This window comes from Stenotrophomonas sp. YAU14A_MKIMI4_1 (assembly GCF_003086855.1).
Taxonomy (GTDB): domain Bacteria; phylum Pseudomonadota; class Gammaproteobacteria; order Xanthomonadales; family Xanthomonadaceae; genus Stenotrophomonas.
In genome coordinates this window covers 2,398,622-2,418,481 of record NZ_CP025998.1, presented here as the reverse complement: position 1 = coordinate 2,418,481, position 19,860 = coordinate 2,398,622, and the positions used below count along the sequence as shown (strand labels likewise).

The following is a 19,860-nucleotide window of genomic DNA, read 5'->3' as shown; positions in this document are numbered from 1 at the left end:
GCGAAGGGAATCGCTCCTTCGTTCAGTGCCCTGGCCCCGGTGCTAAAGTGCTGGGCTGCTTCCTGATACTGCGAGAACTGCATGTCCCACGCCGCTTTCTACCCCGTCGGAACCCCTGGCCAGCCGTGGGGCGCGGCCGAGCGTGCTCAGTGGCAGGCGCGCCAGCAACGCCTGCGCCGCTACGACCAGGACGTGCAGCCGCGCATCGAGGCGCTGGCCGATCGCTTCGACAAGGTGGCCTACGGCCAGCTGGACTATGCCGGCGAGACCTACACCCTGTTCGCCCTGCGCAGCCACAACTGGAACCCGGCGCTGCCGGCCGTGCTGGTCACCGGCGGCGTGCACGGCTACGAAACCAGCGGGGTGATGGGCGCGCTGGAGTTCCTGGAAAAGCAGGCCGGTCGCTACGCCGGCCAGGCCAATGTGCTGGTGGCCCCGTGCGTGAACCCGTGGGGTTACGAGCGCATCAACCGCTGGAACCATGATGCGATCGACCCGAACCGCAACTTCCGCGCCGACGGCCCGGCGCGCGAATCGACCGCGCTGATCGAGCTGATCGCCCCGTACCAGGGCCAGTTCGTGCTGCACATCGACCTGCACGAAACCACCGACAGCGACGAAAGCGAGTTCCGCCCGGCGCTGGCCGCGCGCGATGGCAAGCCGTTCGAGCCGGGCCTGATTCCCGATGGCTTCTACCTGGTCGATGACAGCGAGAACCCGCAGCCGGCGTTCCAGCAGGCGGTGATTGCTGCGGTGGAGCAGGTGACCCACATCGCCCCGGCCGATGACAAGGGCGAGATCATCGGTTCGCCGGTGGTGGCGCACGGGGTGATCGAGTACCCGCTGGTGAAGCTGGGCCTGTGCGCTGGCATCACCGGTGCGAAGTACACCACCACCACCGAGGTCTACCCCGACAGCCCTCGGGCCACGCCGCAGCAGTGCAACGATGCGCAGGTGGCCGCGGTGTGTTCGGCGCTGGAGTACGCGCTGGCGCAGGGGTGATCGCGGGGCGGCCATCCACGCATGGCGTGGTTCTACTGAAGCATGATCATCCACGCCGGGCGTGGATGTACCGGCGGATGGGTTGAGGCCCACGGCCGCGCGCGCGATAGCACGTCCGGCCTGTCCCCCCGCTGTCATCGCGCGGGGGCACTTCATGCGGCGTCCACTGCGGTTCAGCCAGACTCGGCCGGCTCATTCTTTGATCGACCGGAGACCGCCGCCCCATGGAAGCACTGGAGCCGCAACCTTCCCCGGTGCGCACCCTACGGCCTGTGTTCGCCTTCGCGGCGATCGTTGTCGTGGCGTTCGCGCTGTTTGTCAGCCTGTTCCCGCTGGGTGCCGGCCGCCTGCTGGTAAAGGCCCAGGACTGGGCCGCGCTGAACGTGGGCTGGTACTACCTGCTGGCCATGACCCTGTACCTGGTGTTCGTGGTCGGCGTGGCGCTTTCGCGCTATGGCGGCATCAAGCTGGGCGCCGACCATGACGAACCCGAGTTCAGCTATCTGTCGTGGGCCGGCATGCTGTTCGCCGCCGGCATCAGCATCACCCTGTTCTTCTTCTGCGTTTCCGAACCGCTGACCCACTACCTGCAGCCGCCACAGGGCAATGCCGCTGCCGGCGAGGCCGGTGCGCGCCAGGCCATGCAGCTGCTGTTCCTGCACTGGGGCCTGCATGGCTGGGGCGTGTTCGCCCTGGCGGCGATGGCGATGGCCTATTTCGCCTATCGCCATAACCTGCCGCTGGCGCTGCGCTCGGCGCTGTACCCGCTCATCGGCAAGCGCATAAACGGCCCCATCGGCTATACCGTGGATGCGCTGGGTATCGTCGCCACCGTGTTCGGCATCGGTGCCGACATGGGCTTTGGCGTGCTGCACCTCAACGCTGGCCTCACCCACCTGTTCAACGTGCCGCATTCCAACCTGGTGCAGATCCTGCTGGTGGTGGCGATGATGGGCGCGGCGGTGGTGGTGGCCGTGTCCGGCGTGGAGAAGGGCGTGCGCTGGATGGCCAACATCAACATGCTGCTGGCCATCGCGCTGGTGCTGTTCATGCTGTGCGCCGGCCCCACGCAGTACCTGCTGAGCACCCTGATGCAGAACCTGGGCGACTATCTGGGCAGCGTGGTCGGCAAGAGTTTCGACGTCTACGCCTACGGCGGGCGGCCGGAATGGCTGGGCGGCTGGACAGTGTTCTACTGGGCGTGGTGGATCGGCTGGGCGCCGTTCGTGGGCCTGTTCATCGCGCGCATCTCGCGCGGGCGCACCATCCGCGAATTCGTGTTCGGCGTGCTGCTGATCCCGCTGGGGTTCACCCTGGCGTGGCTGTCGATCTTCGGCAACAGCGCGCTGGACCAGGTACTGCACCATGGCCAGCAGCAGCTGGCGCAGCTGGCGGTGGATGACCCGCCCACGGTGCTGTACGCGCTGCTGGACGGCTACCCGTGGAGCCGCGTGGTGATTGCAGTGACCGTGCTGGTCAGCTTCATCTTCTTCGTAACCTCGGCCGATTCGGGCGCGGTGGTGTTGTCCACACTGTCCTCGCATGGCGGCGCGCCGGAAGACGACGGCCCGCGTTGGCTGCGCGTGTTCTGGGGCACGGTGATCGCCGTACTGACCGCCGGCCTGCTGCTGGCCGGCAGCATCGATGCGTTGAAGTCTGCGGTGGTGCTGGCCTCGCTGCCGTTCTCGGCGGTGCTGCTGTTGATGATGTGGGGCCTGACCCGCGCCTTCAGTGACGAATCACACCGCGAGCGGGCGCAGCAGTTCCGGCCGTCGCCGTTGATTGGCGATGACCGCCACCACCAGGGCTGGCGCCAGCGCTTGAGCCAGGCCATGCACTTCCCGGTACGCGACCAGGTGTATCGCTTCATGGATGACACGGTGAAGCCGGCGATGGAAGCGGTGGCCGAACAGCTGAGCGGGCAGGGCTGGGAGGTGAGTACGCGCTTCGAGGCCGGCGACATGGAATTGTCCGTGAACCACGGCGAGCAGCAGGATTTCCTGTACCGGGTGATCCTGAGTGGCTACCTGACGCCGTCGTTCGCCGCACAGCAGCTGCGCAACCAGCGATATTACCGGGCCGAAGTGCATCTGTTCGAAGGCAGCCAGGATTACGACCTGGTGGGATACAGCCGCAAGCAGATCATCAACGACATCATCAGCCAGTACGAACGGCACCTGCAGTTCCTGCATCTGAGCCGGTGATGGGGCCGGGCCGCCGGGCATGGCCCGGCGGTACCGGTGTGCATGCTGCTTGGTAGAGTCGAGCTCGCTCGACTGCTTTTGGCGACGGCAGTCGAGCAAGCTCGACTCTACGCCCTCGCGCGCGGCCCGGCGTTACCGGTCATGCACGAACGCCGGGCATGGCCCGGCGCTACCGGTGTGCGTGATGCTTGGTAGAGTCGAGCTTGCTCGACTGCTTTTGGCGACGGCAGTCGAGCAAGCTCGACTCTACGGCTTTGCGCGCGGCCCGGCGTTACCGGTCATGCACGAACGCCGGGCATGGCCCGGCGCTACCGGTGTGCGTGATGCTTGGTAGAGTCGAGCTTGCTCGACTGCTTTTGGCGACGGCAGTCGAGCAAGCTCGACTCTACGGCCTCGCTCGCGGCCCGGCGTTACCGGTCATGCACGAACGCCGGGCATGGCCCGGCGCTACCGGTGTGCATGATGCTTGGTAGAGTCGAGCTTGCTCGACTGTTTTTGGCGACGGCAGTCGAGCAAGCTCGACTCTACGGCTTTGCGCGCGGCCCAGCGTTACCGGTCATGCACGAACGCCGGGCATGGCCCGGCGCTACCGGTGTGCGTGATGCTTGGTAGAGTCGAGCTTGCTCGACTGCTTTTGGCGACGGCAGTCGAGCAAGCTCGACTCTACGGCCTCGCTCGCGGCCCGGCGTTACCGGTCATGCACGAACGCCGGGCATGGCCCGGCGCTACCACGGGTCAGGGGCGCAGCAACACTTTGCCGCCGCGGCCGGGCTTGCCGCTGGCGGTCACTGCGGCGGCGACATCGTCCAGCGCGAAGACACCTTCCACCGGCAGCTTCAGTTCGCCGCTGGCCGCGCGCTGCAGCAGCTCGCCCACCAGTCGGCGCTTGTCTTCCACCGCCATCGCCTGGCTGACCTTGCTGCCCCAGAAGCCCTTCACCGTGGCCTGCTTGAAGATCACATCGCCGGACGGAATCTGCATCGGCTCGCCGGTCATCGAACCGAACGACACCAGGGTGCCGCCGTCACCGAGCAGGCCCACCAGATCGCCAGCCGCCGTGCCACCCACCGAATCGACCGCGGCAGTGGCACCGGCGTCGCCCAGCACCGCGCGTACCGCATCCTTCCAACCATCGCTGGCGGTAGAGAACACATGGGCGATGCCCAGCGCGGCCATTTCCTGCACGCCGGCATCGCGCCGCACCAGGTTCACCACCGGAATGCCGCGCGCGGCGGCCAGCATTGCCAGGGTCTTGCCCACCGCGCCATTGGCGGTGTTCTGCACGACCCACTGGCCCGGTTCCACCCGCAGGTATTCCAGCAGCATCAGCGCACTCAACGGCATGGCGATCAACTGCGCGGCGGTTTCATCGGCAATCGCCTCGGGCATCGGAATGACCATGCGCGCCGGGGCGATGAACGCTTCGGACCAGGTGCCGTGCACCGACGCGGCAGCCACGCGCTGGCCGATCTGCAGGCCCTGCACGCCGTCGCCCAGCGCGTCGATGGTGCCCAAGCCTTCGCTGCCACCGATGGCCGGCAGCGTCGGCTTGTAGCCGTACTGGCCGCGCACGGTCCACAGATCGTGGTTGTGGATCGGCGCCAGTACGGTGCGGATGCGCACCTCGCCGGGGCCGGGAACCGGCAGGTCGGCGTCACCGGCGGCCAACACCGTGGCCGGATCGCCGAAGGAAGAGTGCAGGGCTGCGCGCATGGGGAAGGTCCTGTGGAAAGAGAGATCTGATGTGGGGCCAGCGCCGCTGGCGACAAGCGTTGGTGTGTGCAACACCGTATCCTGCGACCGTTCGTCGCGACGCGGTGTGATTACCGCATCTTGTGTTGACGATCTGCCGCATCCCCACTATGTTGTGGCCGTCACTCCCGGTCAGCCGCCGCCGCCGGACGATGCAACAGACGTCCCGCGGCCCGCCCCTGATGGCTTGCCGTGTCGACGCGGCCGCCTTCGTGCGGACCCAGGTCGCCCCCACGGTCCGGATACCGGCCGCAGGCGCAGGCACATGCCGACGATCTGGTGTTCCCGCGCATGGGCATCCCCAACCGACAGCCCCGTGCGCCGGTATCGCGCTCTGGGCCGCCACGGCGCTGCACGTTGTCCGCGTGCAGGCCTGGAGACGCACCACCATGAACGACACCCCCTATCGCACGGCCGATCTGGCCGGCGCCGGCGAAGCCTTGTCTGCCGGCGGCGAACAGGTACCGACCTGGATCAGCAAGGAAGCCGGTAACCGTCGCCTGCCGTTCGACGCCGAGCGCCTGCAGCGCAGCATCGACAGCATCCACGCCGAGTTCCCGCAGCTGGACGTGGCCGATTACCGGCGCGTGGTGCAGGCCATGGTCGAGCGCAAGCCCAGCATCAGCGCAGACGACCTGGTCGACCTGCTGATCCGCGAAGCCGAATCGCGCGTGGACCTGACTGCACCGGAATGGGAGCAGTTCGCCGCCCGCCTGTACCTGCGCCGCCTGTACAAGCGCGCCAGCCGCAACCGCTTCTACGATGTAGCGCTGAAGTACGGTTCGTTCGTCGGCCTGCAGGAGAGCCTGGCCGACCGCGGCGTGTACAGCAACGATGTGCTGCGCTGCTATTCGAAGGAAGAACTGCAGCAGGCCGGGCAAATGATCGATCCCGATCGTGACCGCCTGTTCGCTTACAACGGCCTGTATCTGTTGGCCACGCGCTACCTGGCCACCGACCGCACCCGCGAGGTCTACGAACTGCCGCAGGAGCGCTGGCTGACCATTGCCCTGTACCTGATGCAGGACGAAAAGCCACGCGAACGGCGCATGCAGCTGGTGGGCGAGGCCTACTGGGCGCTGTCGAACCTGTACATGACCGTGGCCACGCCCACCCTGGCCAACGCCGGCAAGGTCGGTGGCCAGCTCTCCAGCTGCTTCATCGACACGGTGGACGACAGCCTGCAGGGCATCTATGACTCCAACACCGATATCGCCCGTGTTTCCAAGCATGGCGGCGGTGTCGGTGCGTACCTGGGCTACGTGCGCAGCAGCGGCGCGCCGATCCGTGGTGTGCCCAATTCATCGGGTGGCGTGGTGCCGTGGATCAAGCAGCTCAACAATACGGCCGTGTCGGTGGACCAGCTTGGCCAGCGCAAGGGCGCGGTGGCGGTCTACCTGGATATCTGGCACCGCGACATCGAAGCGTTCCTGGACCTGCGCCTGAACAATGGCGACCAGCGCCTGCGCGCGCACGACGTGTTCACCGCCGTGTGCGTGCCGGATCTGTTCATGGAAGCGGTGGAGCGCCGCGCCGACTGGTACCTGTTCGACCCGCACGAAGTGAAGCAGGCCAAGGGCTGGTACCTGCAGGACTTCTACGATGAGCAGCGCGGGCAGGGCAGTTTCCGCGATCGCTATGCCGAACTGGTGGCCGACGAACGCATCAGCCGGCGCACGGTGAAGGCCATCGACCTGTTCAAGCGCATCATGCTCAGCCAGCTGGAGACCGGCAATCCGTTCCTGTTCTACCGCGATGAAGTGAACCGGAAGAACCCGAACAAGCATGCGGGCATGGTCTATTCCAGCAACCTGTGCACCGAGATCCTGCAGAACATGAGCCCCACCCGGATGATCCAGGAGATCGTCAGCGGTGACCAGATCGTAACCACGCGCCGGGCAGGGGATTTCGTGGTCTGCAACCTGTCCTCGATCAACCTCGGCCGGGCGATCACTGCGCCGCACGATTTGTTGGCCACCGATGTGCTGGAGCGGCTGATTCCGATCCAGGTGCGCATGCTGGACAACGTGATCGATCTGAATGCCCTGCCGGTTCCGCAGGCCACCATCACCAACCGCAAGTACCGCGCCATCGGTCTGGGCACCTTCGGCTGGCACCACCTGCTGGCGCAGCAGGGCGTGCACTGGGAATCGCCGCAGGCCGAGGCACTGTCGGACAGCCTGTTCGAGCGCATCAACTTCCTCACCATCCAGGCCAGTGCCGCGCTGGCGCAGGAGAAGGGCAGCTACCCGATGTTCGCCGGCAGCGACTGGCAGACCGGTCGCTACTTCCGTGATCGCCAGTACGCCGGCGACGGCTGGGATGCGCTGGCGCAGACCGTGGCCACCCAGGGCCTGCGCAATGGCTGGCTGCTGGCAGTGGCGCCGAACATGAGCACCGCGCAGATTGCCGGCTCCACCGCCTCCATCGACCCGATCTACAGCGCGTTCTACTACGAGGAAAAGAAGGACTTCCGCCGTCCGGTCGCCGCCCCGGGGCTGTCGCTGGACACCTGGCCGTACTACGAAAAGGGCGCCTACAAGGTCGACCAGTTCGCCAGCGTGCGGCAGAACGCGCGCCGCCAGCGCCATGTGGACCAGGCCATCAGTTTCAACCTGTACGTGCCCAGCAGCATCCGCGCCAGCACCCTGCTGGAACTGCACCTGAGCGCCTGGCGCCTGGGCCTGAAGACCACCTACTACGTGCGCTCCAACGACATCGACGTGAGCGAATGCGAGTGGTGCTCCAGCTGATCGGCGAGCGCATCGCGCGGCCACCGCACATTCCGCCGGGCGTGGCCCGGCGCTACCTTTGCAGGAACGACCATGGCAACTCCGCTCGACCGCATCAAGATCCTGGAACCCCGCCACCCCAACCGCAGCACCGGCATCATCAACGGGCGCACCAGCGGCATCCTGAACTGGAACGACATTCCGTACCCCTCGTTCTATCGCGCCTACAAGGAGCTTTCCACCAACTTCTGGATTCCCGATGAGGTGGACATGAAGCTGGACGCGCGCCAGTACGGCGAACTGTCCGGCCGCGAGAAGAACGCCTACGACTCGATCATCGGCCTGCTGGCCACGCTGGATTCACCGCAGACGCGCTTCATCTACAACGTGGCCGAGTACATCACCGACCCGGCCGCGCATGCCAATGCGGCGATCATCGGCCAGCAGGAAGTGATCCACAACGAGAGCTACAGCTACGTGCTGGCCTCGATCACCGACCTGCCCAACCAGAACCGCATCTTCGAAATCGCCCGAACCCACCCGACCATCATCAAGCGCAACGCGCCGATCATGGGCGCGTATGACGATTTCATGCGCGAGAAGACCGCCGAGACCCTGCTCAAGTCGCTCATCCAGTCATCCATCCTGGAAGGCATCAACTTCTATTCCGGGTTCGCGTACTTCTACAACATGGTGCGGCAGAACCGGATGACCGGCACCGGCAAGATCATCAGCTTCATCAATCGCGACGAACTGGCCCATACCAAGTTCATCAGCGAACTGATCCGCGCCATCATCGGTGAAAACCCGGAACTGCAGACCCAGCAGCTGAGCGACTACGTGCATGGGGCGTTCCAGCACGCCATCGAGCTGGAAACCCAGTGGTCCAGTGAAGTGCTCGACGGCATTGATGGCATCGACGTGGACGAGATGGTGCGCTACGTGAAATATCGGGCCAACAAGATGGCCGGCATGCTGGGCATCGAGCGGCTGTACAGCGATACCACCGACAACGTGATGCCCTGGATCAAGGCCTACGCCGACAACTTCACCGAAACCAAGACCGACTTCTTCGAGATGCGCAATGCAAGCTACAAGAAGACCAACGTCGACAACGGCTTCGACGATCTGTGAGTCGCGTGGCGCGCTGCGCATCCTGATCGTGGTGGCCTCGCTCAGTGGCAACACGCGCGAACTGGGGCGGATGATCGCCGGCCACTGCCGCGCGGCGGGGCACGCCGTGTACTGGCAGGAGGCCGATGCCGCAGACCCGTCGGAAGCACTGGCCGCAGACCAGGCCGATCTGGTGCTGCTGGGCAGCTGGACCGACAACGCCGGGCGTACGCCATCGGAAATGAAGGCCTGGATTGCCGCCACTGCCGAACGCGGGCAGCGGCCGGCGCAGGTGGCGGTGTTCGGCACCGGTGAAACGCAGTGGGGGCAGGAGTACTACTGCGGCGCCGTGCAGCGCTTGATCCGCTATTTCAACAGCACTTATCCGCCGCTGCGGATTGAACAGATGCCGCATGGTGAGCGCCATGCCGCTGCCATCGCCGAATGGACCGCCGCGGTCCTGGCGCATTACTGGAGTACCGCCGATGCAGATCATCAACGCCACCACGCCTGAACAGTTCCAGCAGTTGCTGGCCGAGCACCCCCGGGTGCTGGTGGATTTCCACAAGGACGACTGCCCCGGCTGCCGCATGCTGGACATGTCGCTGCACCGGGTGGCAACCAGCGCGGCCGGGCAGGGCACAACCCTGCTGCGGGTGCAGCTGGAAGCGGTCGGTGAAGCCTTCTTCCGCCAGTTGGGCCTGCGGCAGACGCCCACGTTGTCGCTGTTCCGTGACGGCGACGAGCGCGCGCGCCTGCCCGGTTTCCAGTCGCCGCAGCAGATTGAAGCCGCGATCGCACAGCATCTGTAACCCCAATCGGCCGGGGTCGGATCCCTTGCCGAAGGCAAGGGCTCCGACCCCGCAACGGGCGCACCCGCTTTTGTAGACTCGAGCCATGCTCGACTGCCCTTCGCGCGATGGCCGATCAGTCGAGCATGGCTCGACTCTACAGGCGCATCCACGCATGGTGTGGATCTACCGGCCGCTGCATCGGTAGCGCCGGCCCGTGCCCGGCGGCGTTTGTAAACCCGATCAACCGGGGTCAGAGCCCTTGCCTGCGGCAAGGGATCCGACCCCGGCGAATCAGTTGCCGGCGAAGGTGTCCAGCAGCAGCTTCACGTTCAAGCCCACGATCAGCAGTGCGATCACCCACGCGGTGCCGCCCAGCCAGCGCGGCGCCACCAGGGCGCCCATCGTGGCCTTGTCGGTCACCAGCCGCACCAGCGGGATGATCGCGAACGGCAGCTGCATCGACAGCACCACCTGGCTCAGCACCAGCAGTTTCACCGCGCCCTGGTCGCCGAACAGCACGATCACCACCACCACCGGAATGATCGCCAGCAGGCGGGTGATCAGCCGCCGCAGCCAGGGCGGCAGGCGCAGGCGCAGGAAGCCTTCCATCACAATCTGCCCGGCCAGGGTGGCGGTCACCGTGGAATTCAGGCCCGAGGCGAGCAGGGCCACCGCAAACAGGGTCGATGCCAGGCCCACGCCCAGCATCGGTGCCAACAGTTGATGTGCCTGCTCGATGTCTTCCACATCCAGGCGGCCGTTGGCATGGAACACCGCCGCGGCCAGGATCAGGATGCTGGCGTTGATGAACAGCGCCAGGGTCAGCGCGATGGTGCTGTCGGTCACCGCCCAGCGCAGTGCACTGCGACGCCCTTCATCGGTGCGCGGGTAGGCCCTGGTCTGCACGATGGACGAGTGCAGGTACAGGTTGTGCGGCATCACGGTGGCGCCGATGATGCCGATGGCGATGTACAGCGCGTGCGGATCGGTCACCACCTGCGCGCGCGGAATGAAGCCGCCCAGCACCTCCATCACCGGGGGCGCGGCCAGCGCGATCTGCACCAGGAAGCAGCCGAAGATGATCATCAGCAGGGCGATCACGAACGCTTCCAGCGCGCGGAAGCCACGATTCATCAACAGCAGCACCAGCAGCGTGTCCAGCGCGGTGATCACCGCACCCCACAGCAGCGGCAGATCGAACAGCAGCTTCAGAGCGATGGCCGTGCCGATCACCTCGGCCAGATCGCAGGCGATGATCGCCGCCTCGCACAGCGCCCACAGTGCCAGGTTCACCGGCTTGGGATAGCGCGCGCGGCATGCCTGCGCCAGGTCCATGCCGGTGGCGATGCCCAGCCGCGCCGACAGCGCCTGCAGAATCACCGCCATCAGGTTCGAAATCAGGATGACCGACAGCAGCAGGTAGCCGAAGCGCGAGCCGCCGGCCAGGTCGGTGGCCCAGTTGCCCGGGTCCATGTAACCGACCGACACCATGTAGCCCGGGCCGATGAAGGCCAGCAGGCGGAACCACCAATGGCCCTTGTCGGGTACGGCCACCGACGCGTTGAGCGCGCCCAGGCTGGCCGCAGGGGCGGCCGGGGAGTCGGTTTGCGCGACAGTGCTCATGGGTGCAATATAGCCACTGCTATACCGATTAGCAATGTGAAACAATCGTCTTTACCGTGTCACTGGTCCAGAATTCAGCTTCGAATACAGGCATGACTGGAAGGGCGGGCAGACGCGTGCGCAGGAAGGACGATCCGACAACGGCAAAAGCCACCCCCTTGATCGAGGCCGAGCGCCAGGTCGAGAGCTTCCGCCAGGTGCGCGAGGCGCACCGGATGGAGCTGGTGGAAGACTATGTCGAGCTGATTTCCGACCTGCTGGCCGACGGCGGTGAAGCCCGCCAGGTCGATATCGCCACCCGGCTGGGCGTGGCCCAGCCCACCGTGGCCAAGATGCTGCGCCGGCTGGCGCGCGATGGCTGGGTGGTACAGCGGCCTTACCGTGGCGTGTTCCTGACCCCGGAAGGCGAGGCGCTGGCCCACGCCAGTCGCCAGCGCCACCAGACCGTGGAGCGCTTCCTGCTGGCGCTGGGTGTCGATCCGGATACCGCCCGCCGCGATGCCGAGGGCATCGAACACCATGTGAGCGAACAGACCCTGGCGCTGTTCGAAGCCTTCGTGCGCAAGGCCGAAGGCGGGGCCGCCTGACAGCGATCGAGCGGGCTCTGACTCCGGTAATTCCCCGCAGTAGATCCACGCCATGCGTGGATGAATTCATCCTATATCTGACAGATTTCATCCACGCATGGCGTGGACCTACTGGCCGCCGGCCGACCCCGGCGCCTACCGGCCGCGGCGGAATGCGGCCGGGCTGCGGGCGCCGACGATGATCATGCGGATCATCGTGGAAATCTGTTCGATCAGTTCCGGGTCTTTTTCCGGCGGCAGGTCCATGGCGGTAGCGCCCATGGCGAACACCAGCCGGGTGATGGCGGTGGCCACCAGTTCGGGCTTGTAGAGTTTGGCGCCGTCCAGCGCGGCCAGGCGCACCAGGTCGTGCTGCAGCTCTTCTTCGAAGTAGTGCAGCTCGCGTTCCACCGCGTGCTTGAAGTCGTCCGATCCCACCGCGCCCTCGCGCAGCAGCACGTGCAGCAGCTTGTCGTCGGCGCGCAGCTGTTCCATGAAAGTTTCCACCGACACCCGTACCACGCTGGTCGCGCTGGAGGTGGCGCGCTGGCGGGCCTCACCGATGATGGTGCGCAGCGAGCGCCCGGCCACGTCGATCAGCGCCACGGCCAGTTCGTCCATGTCGCGGAACTGGCGGTAGAAGCTGTTGGGCGCAATGCCGGCTTCGCGCGCCACTTCGCGCAGGCTGAGCGTGGACAGGCTGCGATGCGGGCCGATCAGTTTCAGCGCGGCGGCCAACAGGTCCTCGCGGCTCACCGTACGGCGGGCCGGGCTGTTGGCATCTTCGGGCGGCGTCAGGGCGGTGGCAGCGGCCATGGGACTTCCGGAGGGACAAGGCTGAATCATACCCAATCCGGTTCAATATACACATGTATACACAGGTGTATGTGCGCCCGTATAGTGGCCCCATGAGCGCTGTCATCCGTCCGTCCCTGTTCTCTCCGTACCGCTGGCTGTCGCCGTCGCTGTTCGATTTCTGGGCGGGCCAGCTCAATCCGCTGTGGACCCTGCGCGAGCCCCTGGCCCGCCTGGTGCGGCGTGAACCGGCCGGGGAGGGCGCCACCACTCTGGTCCTGCGCTGCAACCGGCACTGGAAGGGCATGCGTGCCGGCCAGCACATCACCCTGGGCGTGGAGCTGGGTGGGCGCATCCTGCGCCGCAGCTACAGCCCGACGATGATCGGGCGCCGCGAACTGGCCATTACCGTCAAGGGCGTGGAAGGCGGGCAGGTCAGCCAGCACCTTCTGCACCATGCGCGCCCGGGCGATCTGTTCCGCCTGGATGCCGCCTTCGGTGATTTCCACATGCCCGCCGCGGCGCCGGTGCTGTTGCTGGCCGCCGGCAGCGGCATCACCCCCATGCGCAGCCTGTTGCGCGAGGCCTGCCAGCGCCCGTTGGCCGCGCCGGTGGATCTGTTCTATTGGGAACGCACGGCGGCAACCCAGCAGTTCCGTGACGAACTGCAGGCGCTGGCCGCGGCCACCCCGAACCTGCGCGTGCACCTGCTCACCACCCGCGAGGGCGATGCCCCGGCCGCGCGCATCGACCGCCACACCTTGATGGTGCCCGGCGATGACACCCCGCTGGCCCAGCGCCATGTGCTGGCCTGCGGCCCGGACGGTTTCGTCGCCGCCGCGCGTGCGCGCCTGGCCCACCAGGTGGCCGGCTTCCAGGCCGAGGCCTTCACCCCGCCGGCGCCGATCACCGGCGCCGACAGCGAGGGCGAAGTGGCCCTGACCCTGGCCCGCAGCGGCCGCCAGCTGAAAGTGCCGCGCAACCGCTCGCTGCTGGAAAGCCTGGAAGCACAGGGCATCAAGCCCAAGCACGGCTGCCGCATGGGCATCTGCAATACCTGCACCTGCGAAGGCGTCAGTGGCGGCACCCGCCACCTGCGCACCGGCGAAACCCAGTCTGGCCCGGCAGCCCCGGTACGGATCTGCGTGAGTGCGCCGACCACCGACCTGACTTTGGATCTCTGAGGAACCGTTGCCATGACCCGCGCTACTGACCGTGCCCTGAGCCCCGTGGAGATGGATGCCTTCGGCAGGGAACTCGACGCGATCCGCGACCGTGTGATCGGCAGCCTGGGCGCGTCCGACACCCGCTACATCCGCCGCGTGGCTGCTGCCGTGCGCTGGTCCGGCGTGCTCGGTCGTGGCCTGCTGTTCCTGGGCGCGTTCTCGCCGCTGTTCTGGGCGCCGCTGCTGTGGCCGGCCTGCATCGCCGGCACGCTGCTGCTGGCGCTGGCCAAGATCCTGGAAAACATGGAGCTGGGCCACAACGTGATGCACGGCCAGTACGACTGGACCGGCGACCCCAAGCTCAACGGCAACACCTACGAATGGGACATCGTCGCCACCGGTGACAACTGGCGCAAGACCCACAATTTCCGCCACCACACCTACACCAACGTGCGTGGCATGGACGATGACATCGGCTATGGCCTGCTGCGCATCTTCCCCGAACAGCGCTGGAAGCCGTTCTACCTGCTGCAGCCGATCATCGCGCCGATCTTCGCGCTGCTGTTCCAGTGGGGCGTGGCCGCGCAGGACCTGCGCCTGGGCCGTTGGTTCAAGGGCCGCATCAGCAGCCGCGCCATGTGGCTGCAGACCCGCCCGGTGGCGCGCAAGATGCTGCGCCAGGTGCTGAAGGACTACGTGTTCTTCCCGCTGCTGGCCGGCCCGTTCTTCCTGCCGGTGATGCTGGGCAACCTGGTGGCCAATGGCCTGCGCAACATCTGGACCTACGTCATCATCTTCTGCGGCCATTTCACCGCCGAATCGGAAACCTTCCCCAAGGAATGCCTGCGCAATGAATCGCGCGGCCACTGGTACCTGCGCCAGCTGCGCGGCTCGTCCAACATCAGCGGTGGTTTCATCATCAACGTGCTGTCGGGCAACCTGAGCCACCAGATCGAGCACCACTTCTATCCCGATCTGCCGGCCAACCGCTACGCGACCATTGCCAAGGAAGTGAAGGACATCTGCCGCCGCTACGGCCAGCACTACAACAACGGCTCGCTGCCGCGCCAGTTCGGCCAGGTGGTCTGGCGCATCCTGCGCCATGCCTTCCCCAGCAAGCCGCGTCGCCTGCCGTTGGCCGACATCCTGTCACCGCCCAGCCCGGCACCGGCCAACGCGGGCTGATCGCTCAGCCCGCCTGCCCCTGGGCGGCGCCGCCGGCGCGGTCCAGGCGGCGCAGGAACACCTGCATTTCCCGCTGCGCCTGCTGGTCGCCTTTGCTGCCGGACACGCACAGCCCACGTTCCCAGGCGGCGCGCGCAGCGCCCGGCTGGCCACCGGCCAGCCACGCCTTGCCCAGCAGCTTCCACGCGGCCGAATACTGCGGGTCCAAGGCCACGCAGCGGCCCAGATGCATCGCCGCGCGCAGCGCGTCACCGGCATCCAGCCAGCCCTTGCCCAGGCCGAAGCGCAGCAGCGCGCTGTCCTTGCCCGCGGCCAACAGCGCTTCCAGGGCCTGCACGTTCATGGGATGACCTCGAACACGGGCTGCAGCGATCCGGCCTGGAAGCGGCCGCGATGGAACAGCAGCGGGGCCTGGTCGGCGTCGCTGGCCTGCAGCACGCGGCCCACCAGCAGCAGATGGTCGCCCACCGGCCAGTGCGCGTGGCGGCTGCAGACCAGGTGTGCCACCGCGCCGGCAATGCGCGGCGGCAGGCCGTCTTCCTCATCCAGCAGCGGCACGCCTTCGAAGCGATCGCGCACCAGTGGGTCGGCGAACTGGCGTGCCAGCGCCACCTGGTGCGCGCCCAGCACGCTGATCGCAAACTGCGGTGCGCGCTGGAAGGCCTTCAAACTGTGCGCGTGCAGTGCCAGGGTCCACGACACCAGCGGCGGCTGCAGCGAAACCGGCACGAACGAGTTGATGGTCAGGCCGTGCAGCTTGCCGCGCGCGTCGCGGGTGGTGGCGATGGCCACGCCGGTGGGGTAGTGGCCCAGCAACCGCCGCAGGGCGCGCGGTGCCAGCGCGACCGACGGCTGGACGGCCGCGGCGGGGTAGACCCCCGCCCACGGCCCGGCATAGGGCATGCCTTCGGCGCTCATGCGTGCATCGCCTGTGTGTAGCGACGCTCCACTTCGGCCCAGTGGATGATCTGGAAGAAAGCGCCGATATAGTCCGGGCGACGGTTCTGGTAGTGCAGGTAGTAGGCGTGCTCCCAGACATCCAGCGCCAGGATGGGCGTGTTGCCGGACAGGCCCACGGCCGCGCCCATCAGCGGGTTGTCCTGGTTGGCGCTGCTTTCAATCTGCAGCCGCCCGCTGCGATCGCTGGTCAGCCACGCCCAACCGCTGCCGAAGCGGGACTGCGCGGCCTTGCTGAAGGCGTCCTTGAAAGCATCGAGACCACCCAGGTCGCGTTCGATCGCTGCGGCCACGGCGGCGCCGGGGGTGCCGCCGGCCGGGCTCAGTACCGACCAGAACAGACTGTGGTTGGCATGGCCGCCGCCGTTGTTGCGGACCGGCGGGCGCAGCGCTTCGGGCAGGGCCTCCAGATCGGCAATCAGGTCTTCCACCGGCGTGGCCGGCAGCCCGGCCTGTTCCAGGGCTGCGTTGAGGTTGTTGATGTAGGTCTGGTGGTGCTTGCCATGGTGGATTTCCATGGTGAGCGCATCGAAGTGCGGTTCCAGCGCGTCGTAGGCGTAGGGCAGGGCGGGAAGCGAGTACGGCATTGCAACAGTCTCCGTGGGTGGCCAGGTGTCTGGCCGAGGGAGCACTGTTATCGCACCTCAACGTTGGTTGAGGTCAAGCATCGCCTGCGGTCGCCGGGCGTGGCCCGGCGCTACCTTCGAACGCGGCTTCGAGCTTGTCCAGGAACGTGAAGAGGACCTCGTTCATGACCGCGTAGTCCTGCGCCAGCAGCTCGGCCGGCTGCTGGACAAAGCGCGATGAACGGAAGGCGTCGAGCTCCTGCGTGGACGCGGCAATCAGCAACGCAATCACCTCGCGATTGAACTCCATGTGGCATTGGAAGCCATACACCAAGGGGCCGTACTGCACGATCTGCCGCGGGCAGCCTTCGCTCTGGGCGATCACCGTGGCATCGGCGGTCAGGCCGGGCATGTCGTTGTGCCAATGGCCAACGTCGAGCGTGTCGCCGAAGTGGGCGAACGCCGGGTTGGCACGCCCTGCGGCGGTCAGGGTGATCGGGAACGTGCCGATTTCCTTGTTCGGGCTGTGCTCGAAGGAAGCACCCAGCGCTTCGCCGATCAACTGCGCGCCCAGGCAGACGCCCAGCACCGGCTTTTCCGCCGCGGCAAACGCTGCAATCAGGTGCGTCTCTGCTGCGGCGTTGAAATGCGGACACTCGTCGAGGGTCGTCGCCGGGGATTGCGGGCCGCCCATGACGATCAGCATGTCGTGGGCGTTGGCATCGCGCGGCAGCGGATCGCCCGCATGCAGTCGAGTGAAGCTTGTTCCGTGGCCCCTGCTGTCGGCCCATTGCGCATAGGCGCCGGGCGCCTCGAAGGCTTCATGGATGACGAAGTGAACCTGCATCGGTGGCGTCCTGGGTTGAGCGGCGTGTGGGGTGGGGGCAAGGACGGCGCGCTACAACGCGAGACGTTGCATTGCAGCGGCCAGGTCATCGGCAAAACGCGCCGCATCATCGCGTGCGAGGGAGGAAATGGTCAGGCGCAGGCCATGCGACGGCGCCTGCACCCCGAACGACTCGCCACTTCGGGTCAGCCAGCCGTGCTTGGCCAGTTCGATGACCAACGGCTGGCTGTCGGCTTCAAGGGGAATCCAGACGTTCAGCCCATCGCTGGACGTAGCGGTGCCGATACCGCGGTCGTGCAGAAGGTGGACCAGCCGCGAGCGTCTTTCCGCGTAGTCGCCGCGTGCGGCTGCAACCTGGGCGTTGACCGTGGGCGAGCCAAGGCAGCCGATCACCGCCTGTTGCAGCAGATGGCTGACCCAGTGGGCGCCGGCAGCCAATCGAAGCCGCAGTCGGCTGGAGGTCTGCACGTCGCTGGCAACAAGGGCCACGCGCAGATCGGGGCCCAGGGCTTTCGAGACGGACCTGACCAGCGCCCAGCGCCGCGCATCGGCAGGAATCACATCGAAATAGTCGTTAGTTGCGAGCAATGCAAAGTGATCGTCAACGATCACCATGACGTTGGGATGGCGTGACAGTACGTCCCGGATCTCGGTCGCGCGCGTAGCTCCAAGCGAACATCCCGTGGGGTTCTGCGCACGGGGCGTCAGGATCACGGCCTGCGCCCCGCGGGCAAGCGCCTCCTGCAGCGCCGCCGGGATCATGCCCTCGGCATCCATGCCGACAGGGAATGGCTGCAGACCCGACACGCGCAGGGTGTTCACGCTGCTGACAAAGCAGGGGTTCTCAACGGCCACCTTGTCGCCGGGCACCAGATGGCAGGCGAGAAGCCGCTCCACCGCGTCTACCGCGCCCCCGGTGATGTCCATCTGGAACGCGGGCGGGCAGTCGCCCTGCATCCACGCGGTGGCCAGCGCTTCCAGCTCCGGATGCACCGCCGGCGCCCCGTACAGCGCAGGCGGCTGGGGCCGTTGGCCAAGCACCTGCACGATGTCCGGCAGCCACTCCGGGTTCGGGTTGCCTCCGGCCAGATCAGTCAGCCTGCATCCCGGAACGGTCCCCTCGGCGTCGCCCAGGCGCATCGGGTCACGAATGGTCGTGCCCAGGCGGCCCTGTGTGGTCGCAACCCCTGCGCTGACCAGGCGTTTGTAGGCGCTGGAAACCGTATTGCGGTTCACGCCCAGCGAGGCCGCCAGATCCCGCACCGTCGGCAGCTCCTGCCCGGCCCGCAGCTGCCCGGCCTGGACCAGGCCACGAACGCTTTCAAAGATGGCCGTAGCCGAGGTGCCTACGATTTCCACAGTGTCCTGGGACGTGATAGCTTATTGGCCTAGGACAATAACATGAATGCCGTCGCGCAGGTCGCGAAGTGGCAACCACCACACGTGAGGCATTGAATGACGACTGGCGGCAACTCACAGACGGCTACACGGCACGATCTCCACGGCCTGTGGCCCGAGGCGACCTCGGTGCAGGACATCGTGGCGAACCTGGCCACGGTGCAGTCCCGGATCGACGCGGCCTGCCTGCGCGTTGGGCGCGACGCGGCCAGCGTCAGGCTGCTGCCGGTCAGTAAGACCAAGCCGGAGGCCACCGTGCGCCGCGCCTTTGCGGCGGGCTGCCGGATGCTGGGCGAGAACAAGGTCCAGGAGGCAGTGGCGAAATGGGAAGCGACGCAGGATCTGCCGGCGCTGAAGTGGTCGATCATCGGCCATCTGCAGACCAACAAGGCCAAGGTGGTCGCCCGGTTCGCCGATGAGTTCCAGGCACTGGACAGCCTGAAACTGGCCGAAGCGCTGGACCGCAGGCTGCAGATCGAGGGGCGCGGCCTGGACGTCTTCGTGCAGGTCAATACGTCAGGTGAAGCCAGCAAGTACGGGCTGGACATCGACAGCGTGCAGGGATTCCTGCGCCAGTTGGCACCCTACCGTTCCCTGCGCGTGCGGGGCTTGATGACCTTGGCCATGCTCTCGGCGCAACCCGAACAGGTGCGTCCGTGCTTCATCCGCCTGCGGCAGCTGAGAGAGCGCCTGCAGCAAGAGGCGATCGACGGGGTGTCACTGCAGGAGTTGTCCATGGGGATGTCGGGCGATTACGAGATCGCCATTGAAGAAGGCGCCACGGTTGTGCGCGTCGGCCAGGCCATTTTCGGCGCGCGCGCCACGCCTGATTCCCACTACTGGCCTTCTGATGGCGAGGGGAGCGGGGCATGACGGTGTACCGACTGAACCTGTACCGGGGCGATCGCCTGCTCGGGCACTTTGAAACGGGAACGGCCACCCGCCGGGAGGAGCTACGGGAGCTGGTGGACCGCTTGAGCGCGGACTATCGGGTCGAGACGCTGGCGAGCTACGACGAAAAGCGACTGGTCGAGGCGTCTGCCGAAGGCATCAAGGTGCTTTACCGGGAGCTGCAGTTCAGGGCGATCGACCTGACCTGACAACGGCCCCGTTGTCCGTCGGTAGGTGTCCACCTTGGTGGACACGCCGTGATCGGCGGA

General features: G+C 66.6%; 19 protein-coding genes. 11 read left to right on the top strand and 8 right to left on the bottom strand.

Annotated features, from left to right (window positions below; genetic code table 11):
• The first annotated feature begins 81 nt into the window (after positions 1-81).
• The gene (locus C1931_RS11140) at positions 82-1,002 is read left to right on the top strand and encodes a M14 family metallocarboxypeptidase (RefSeq protein WP_108756388.1); all 921 of its coding nucleotides are present in this window, start codon (positions 82-84) and stop codon (positions 1,000-1,002) included.
• Between the two features lie 224 nt (positions 1,003-1,226).
• Positions 1,227-3,206, top strand: coding sequence for a choline BCCT transporter BetT (gene betT, locus C1931_RS11135; RefSeq protein WP_108756387.1), 1,980 nt, complete (start codon positions 1,227-1,229; stop codon positions 3,204-3,206).
• Positions 3,207-3,941: 735 nt separating this feature from the next.
• Here the strand turns inward: betT and C1931_RS11130 are convergent.
• Positions 3,942-4,919, bottom strand: coding sequence for a zinc-binding dehydrogenase (locus C1931_RS11130; RefSeq protein WP_108756386.1), 978 nt, complete (start codon positions 4,917-4,919; stop codon positions 3,942-3,944).
• Positions 4,920-5,347: 428 nt separating this feature from the next.
• On the opposite strand from C1931_RS11130, the gene C1931_RS11125 reads away from it, so the two are divergent.
• The 4 genes from C1931_RS11125 to C1931_RS11110 all read left to right on the top strand — a co-directional run bounded on the left by C1931_RS11125 (position 5,348) and on the right by C1931_RS11110 (position 9,615).
• Entirely contained in the window at positions 5,348-7,711 is a 2,364-nt protein-coding gene (locus tag C1931_RS11125) for a ribonucleoside-diphosphate reductase subunit alpha (protein WP_108756385.1), read from the top strand.
• A 72-nt stretch (positions 7,712-7,783) separates the two neighbouring features.
• Complete coding sequence (locus tag C1931_RS11120; RefSeq protein ID WP_108749818.1) at positions 7,784-8,824, top strand: ribonucleotide-diphosphate reductase subunit beta; 1,041 nt, start codon at positions 7,784-7,786, stop codon at positions 8,822-8,824.
• A gap of 25 nt (positions 8,825-8,849) precedes the next feature.
• Positions 8,850-9,317, top strand: a complete 468-nt coding sequence (locus C1931_RS11115; protein ID WP_325051542.1) for a flavodoxin — start codon at positions 8,850-8,852, stop codon at positions 9,315-9,317.
• The gene (locus C1931_RS11110; protein ID WP_108756383.1) at positions 9,289-9,615 is read left to right on the top strand and encodes a thioredoxin family protein; all 327 of its coding nucleotides are present in this window, start codon (positions 9,289-9,291) and stop codon (positions 9,613-9,615) included. Before C1931_RS11115 ends, C1931_RS11110 begins: the two co-directional genes overlap by 29 nt.
• A 273-nt stretch (positions 9,616-9,888) precedes the next feature.
• Here C1931_RS11110 and C1931_RS11105 read toward each other — a convergent pair whose 3' ends face one another.
• Complete coding sequence (locus C1931_RS11105; protein ID WP_108756382.1) at positions 9,889-11,220, bottom strand: Nramp family divalent metal transporter; 1,332 nt, start codon at positions 11,218-11,220, stop codon at positions 9,889-9,891.
• A gap of 116 nt (positions 11,221-11,336) precedes the next feature.
• Here C1931_RS11105 and mntR point away from each other — a divergent pair, with 116 nt between their 5' ends.
• Entirely contained in the window at positions 11,337-11,807 is a 471-nt protein-coding gene (mntR, locus tag C1931_RS11100) for a manganese-binding transcriptional regulator MntR (protein WP_108756381.1), read from the top strand.
• 135 nt (positions 11,808-11,942) lie between these two features.
• Here the strand turns inward: mntR and fabR are convergent, their stop codons facing one another.
• Entirely contained in the window at positions 11,943-12,602 is a 660-nt protein-coding gene (gene fabR / locus C1931_RS11095; RefSeq protein ID WP_108753290.1) for an HTH-type transcriptional repressor FabR, read from the bottom strand.
• Positions 12,603-12,694: 92 nt separating this feature from the next.
• On the opposite strand from fabR, the gene C1931_RS11090 reads away from it, so the two are divergent.
• Together C1931_RS11090 and C1931_RS11085 are read left to right on the top strand one after the other, a co-directional pair.
• A complete protein-coding gene (locus C1931_RS11090; RefSeq protein ID WP_234412809.1) occupies positions 12,695-13,765 on the top strand; it encodes a ferredoxin reductase in 1,071 nt (356 codons plus the stop codon).
• Positions 13,766-13,777: 12 nt separating this feature from the next.
• Entirely contained in the window at positions 13,778-14,932 is a 1,155-nt protein-coding gene (locus C1931_RS11085; RefSeq protein WP_108756379.1) for an acyl-CoA desaturase, read from the top strand.
• 4 nt (positions 14,933-14,936) lie between these two features.
• Here the strand turns inward: C1931_RS11085 and C1931_RS11080 are convergent, their stop codons facing one another.
• The 5 genes from C1931_RS11080 to ptsJ all read right to left on the bottom strand — a co-directional run bounded on the left by C1931_RS11080 (position 14,937) and on the right by ptsJ (position 18,661).
• Positions 14,937-15,275, bottom strand: coding sequence for a hypothetical protein (locus C1931_RS11080; RefSeq protein ID WP_108756378.1), 339 nt, complete (start codon positions 15,273-15,275; stop codon positions 14,937-14,939).
• Positions 15,272-15,850, bottom strand: a complete 579-nt coding sequence (locus C1931_RS11075) for a flavin reductase family protein (RefSeq protein ID WP_108756377.1) — start codon at positions 15,848-15,850, stop codon at positions 15,272-15,274. Before C1931_RS11075 ends, C1931_RS11080 begins: the two co-directional genes overlap by 4 nt.
• Positions 15,847-16,476 carry a superoxide dismutase gene (locus tag C1931_RS11070; protein WP_108756376.1) on the bottom strand — a complete coding sequence of 210 codons (630 nt, stop codon included), beginning with the start codon at positions 16,474-16,476 and terminating at the stop codon, positions 15,847-15,849. Before C1931_RS11070 ends, C1931_RS11075 begins: the two co-directional genes overlap by 4 nt.
• A gap of 73 nt (positions 16,477-16,549) precedes the next feature.
• Positions 16,550-17,302 carry a gamma-glutamyl-gamma-aminobutyrate hydrolase family protein gene (locus tag C1931_RS11065; protein WP_108756375.1) on the bottom strand — a complete coding sequence of 251 codons (753 nt, stop codon included), beginning with the start codon at positions 17,300-17,302 and terminating at the stop codon, positions 16,550-16,552.
• A gap of 51 nt (positions 17,303-17,353) precedes the next feature.
• Positions 17,354-18,661: a transcriptional regulator PtsJ gene (gene ptsJ / locus C1931_RS11060; protein ID WP_108756374.1), complete on the bottom strand. Its 1,308-nt coding sequence runs from the start codon at positions 18,659-18,661 to the stop codon at positions 17,354-17,356.
• A gap of 96 nt (positions 18,662-18,757) precedes the next feature.
• Between ptsJ and C1931_RS11055 the strand changes: the two genes are divergently transcribed.
• Both C1931_RS11055 and C1931_RS11050 read left to right on the top strand, forming a co-directional pair.
• Positions 18,758-19,573, top strand: a complete 816-nt coding sequence (locus C1931_RS11055) for a YggS family pyridoxal phosphate-dependent enzyme (RefSeq protein ID WP_108756373.1) — start codon at positions 18,758-18,760, stop codon at positions 19,571-19,573.
• On the top strand, positions 19,570-19,800 hold the full coding sequence (locus C1931_RS11050; RefSeq protein WP_108756372.1) for a cytoplasmic protein: 231 nt from the start codon (positions 19,570-19,572) through the stop codon (positions 19,798-19,800). Before C1931_RS11055 ends, C1931_RS11050 begins: the two co-directional genes overlap by 4 nt.
• Positions 19,801-19,860 lie beyond the last annotated feature (60 nt).

Bases quoted from the DNA above. Each gene is read 5' to 3' on its own strand.
- C1931_RS11140 (WP_108756388.1), top strand. From the start codon at position 82: ATGTCCCACGCCGCTTTCTACCCCGTCGGAACCCCTGGCCAGCCGTGG.
- betT (WP_108756387.1), top strand. From the start codon at position 1,227: ATGGAAGCACTGGAGCCGCAACCTTCCCCGGTGCGCACCCTACGGCCT.
- C1931_RS11130 (WP_108756386.1), bottom strand. From the start codon at position 4,919: ATGCGCGCAGCCCTGCACTCTTCCTTCGGCGATCCGGCCACGGTGTTG.
- C1931_RS11125 (WP_108756385.1), top strand. From the start codon at position 5,348: ATGAACGACACCCCCTATCGCACGGCCGATCTGGCCGGCGCCGGCGAA.
- C1931_RS11120 (WP_108749818.1), top strand. From the start codon at position 7,784: ATGGCAACTCCGCTCGACCGCATCAAGATCCTGGAACCCCGCCACCCC.
- C1931_RS11110 (WP_108756383.1), top strand. From the start codon at position 9,289: ATGCAGATCATCAACGCCACCACGCCTGAACAGTTCCAGCAGTTGCTG.
- C1931_RS11105 (WP_108756382.1), bottom strand. From the start codon at position 11,220: ATGAGCACTGTCGCGCAAACCGACTCCCCGGCCGCCCCTGCGGCCAGC.
- fabR (WP_108753290.1), bottom strand. From the start codon at position 12,602: ATGGCCGCTGCCACCGCCCTGACGCCGCCCGAAGATGCCAACAGCCCG.
- C1931_RS11090 (WP_234412809.1), top strand. From the start codon at position 12,695: ATGAGCGCTGTCATCCGTCCGTCCCTGTTCTCTCCGTACCGCTGGCTG.
- C1931_RS11085 (WP_108756379.1), top strand. From the start codon at position 13,778: ATGACCCGCGCTACTGACCGTGCCCTGAGCCCCGTGGAGATGGATGCC.
- C1931_RS11080 (WP_108756378.1), bottom strand. From the start codon at position 15,275: ATGAACGTGCAGGCCCTGGAAGCGCTGTTGGCCGCGGGCAAGGACAGC.
- C1931_RS11075 (WP_108756377.1), bottom strand. From the start codon at position 15,850: ATGAGCGCCGAAGGCATGCCCTATGCCGGGCCGTGGGCGGGGGTCTAC.
- C1931_RS11070 (WP_108756376.1), bottom strand. From the start codon at position 16,476: ATGCCGTACTCGCTTCCCGCCCTGCCCTACGCCTACGACGCGCTGGAA.
- C1931_RS11065 (WP_108756375.1), bottom strand. From the start codon at position 17,302: ATGCAGGTTCACTTCGTCATCCATGAAGCCTTCGAGGCGCCCGGCGCC.
- C1931_RS11055 (WP_108756373.1), top strand. From the start codon at position 18,758: ATGACGACTGGCGGCAACTCACAGACGGCTACACGGCACGATCTCCAC.
- C1931_RS11050 (WP_108756372.1), top strand. From the start codon at position 19,570: ATGACGGTGTACCGACTGAACCTGTACCGGGGCGATCGCCTGCTCGGG.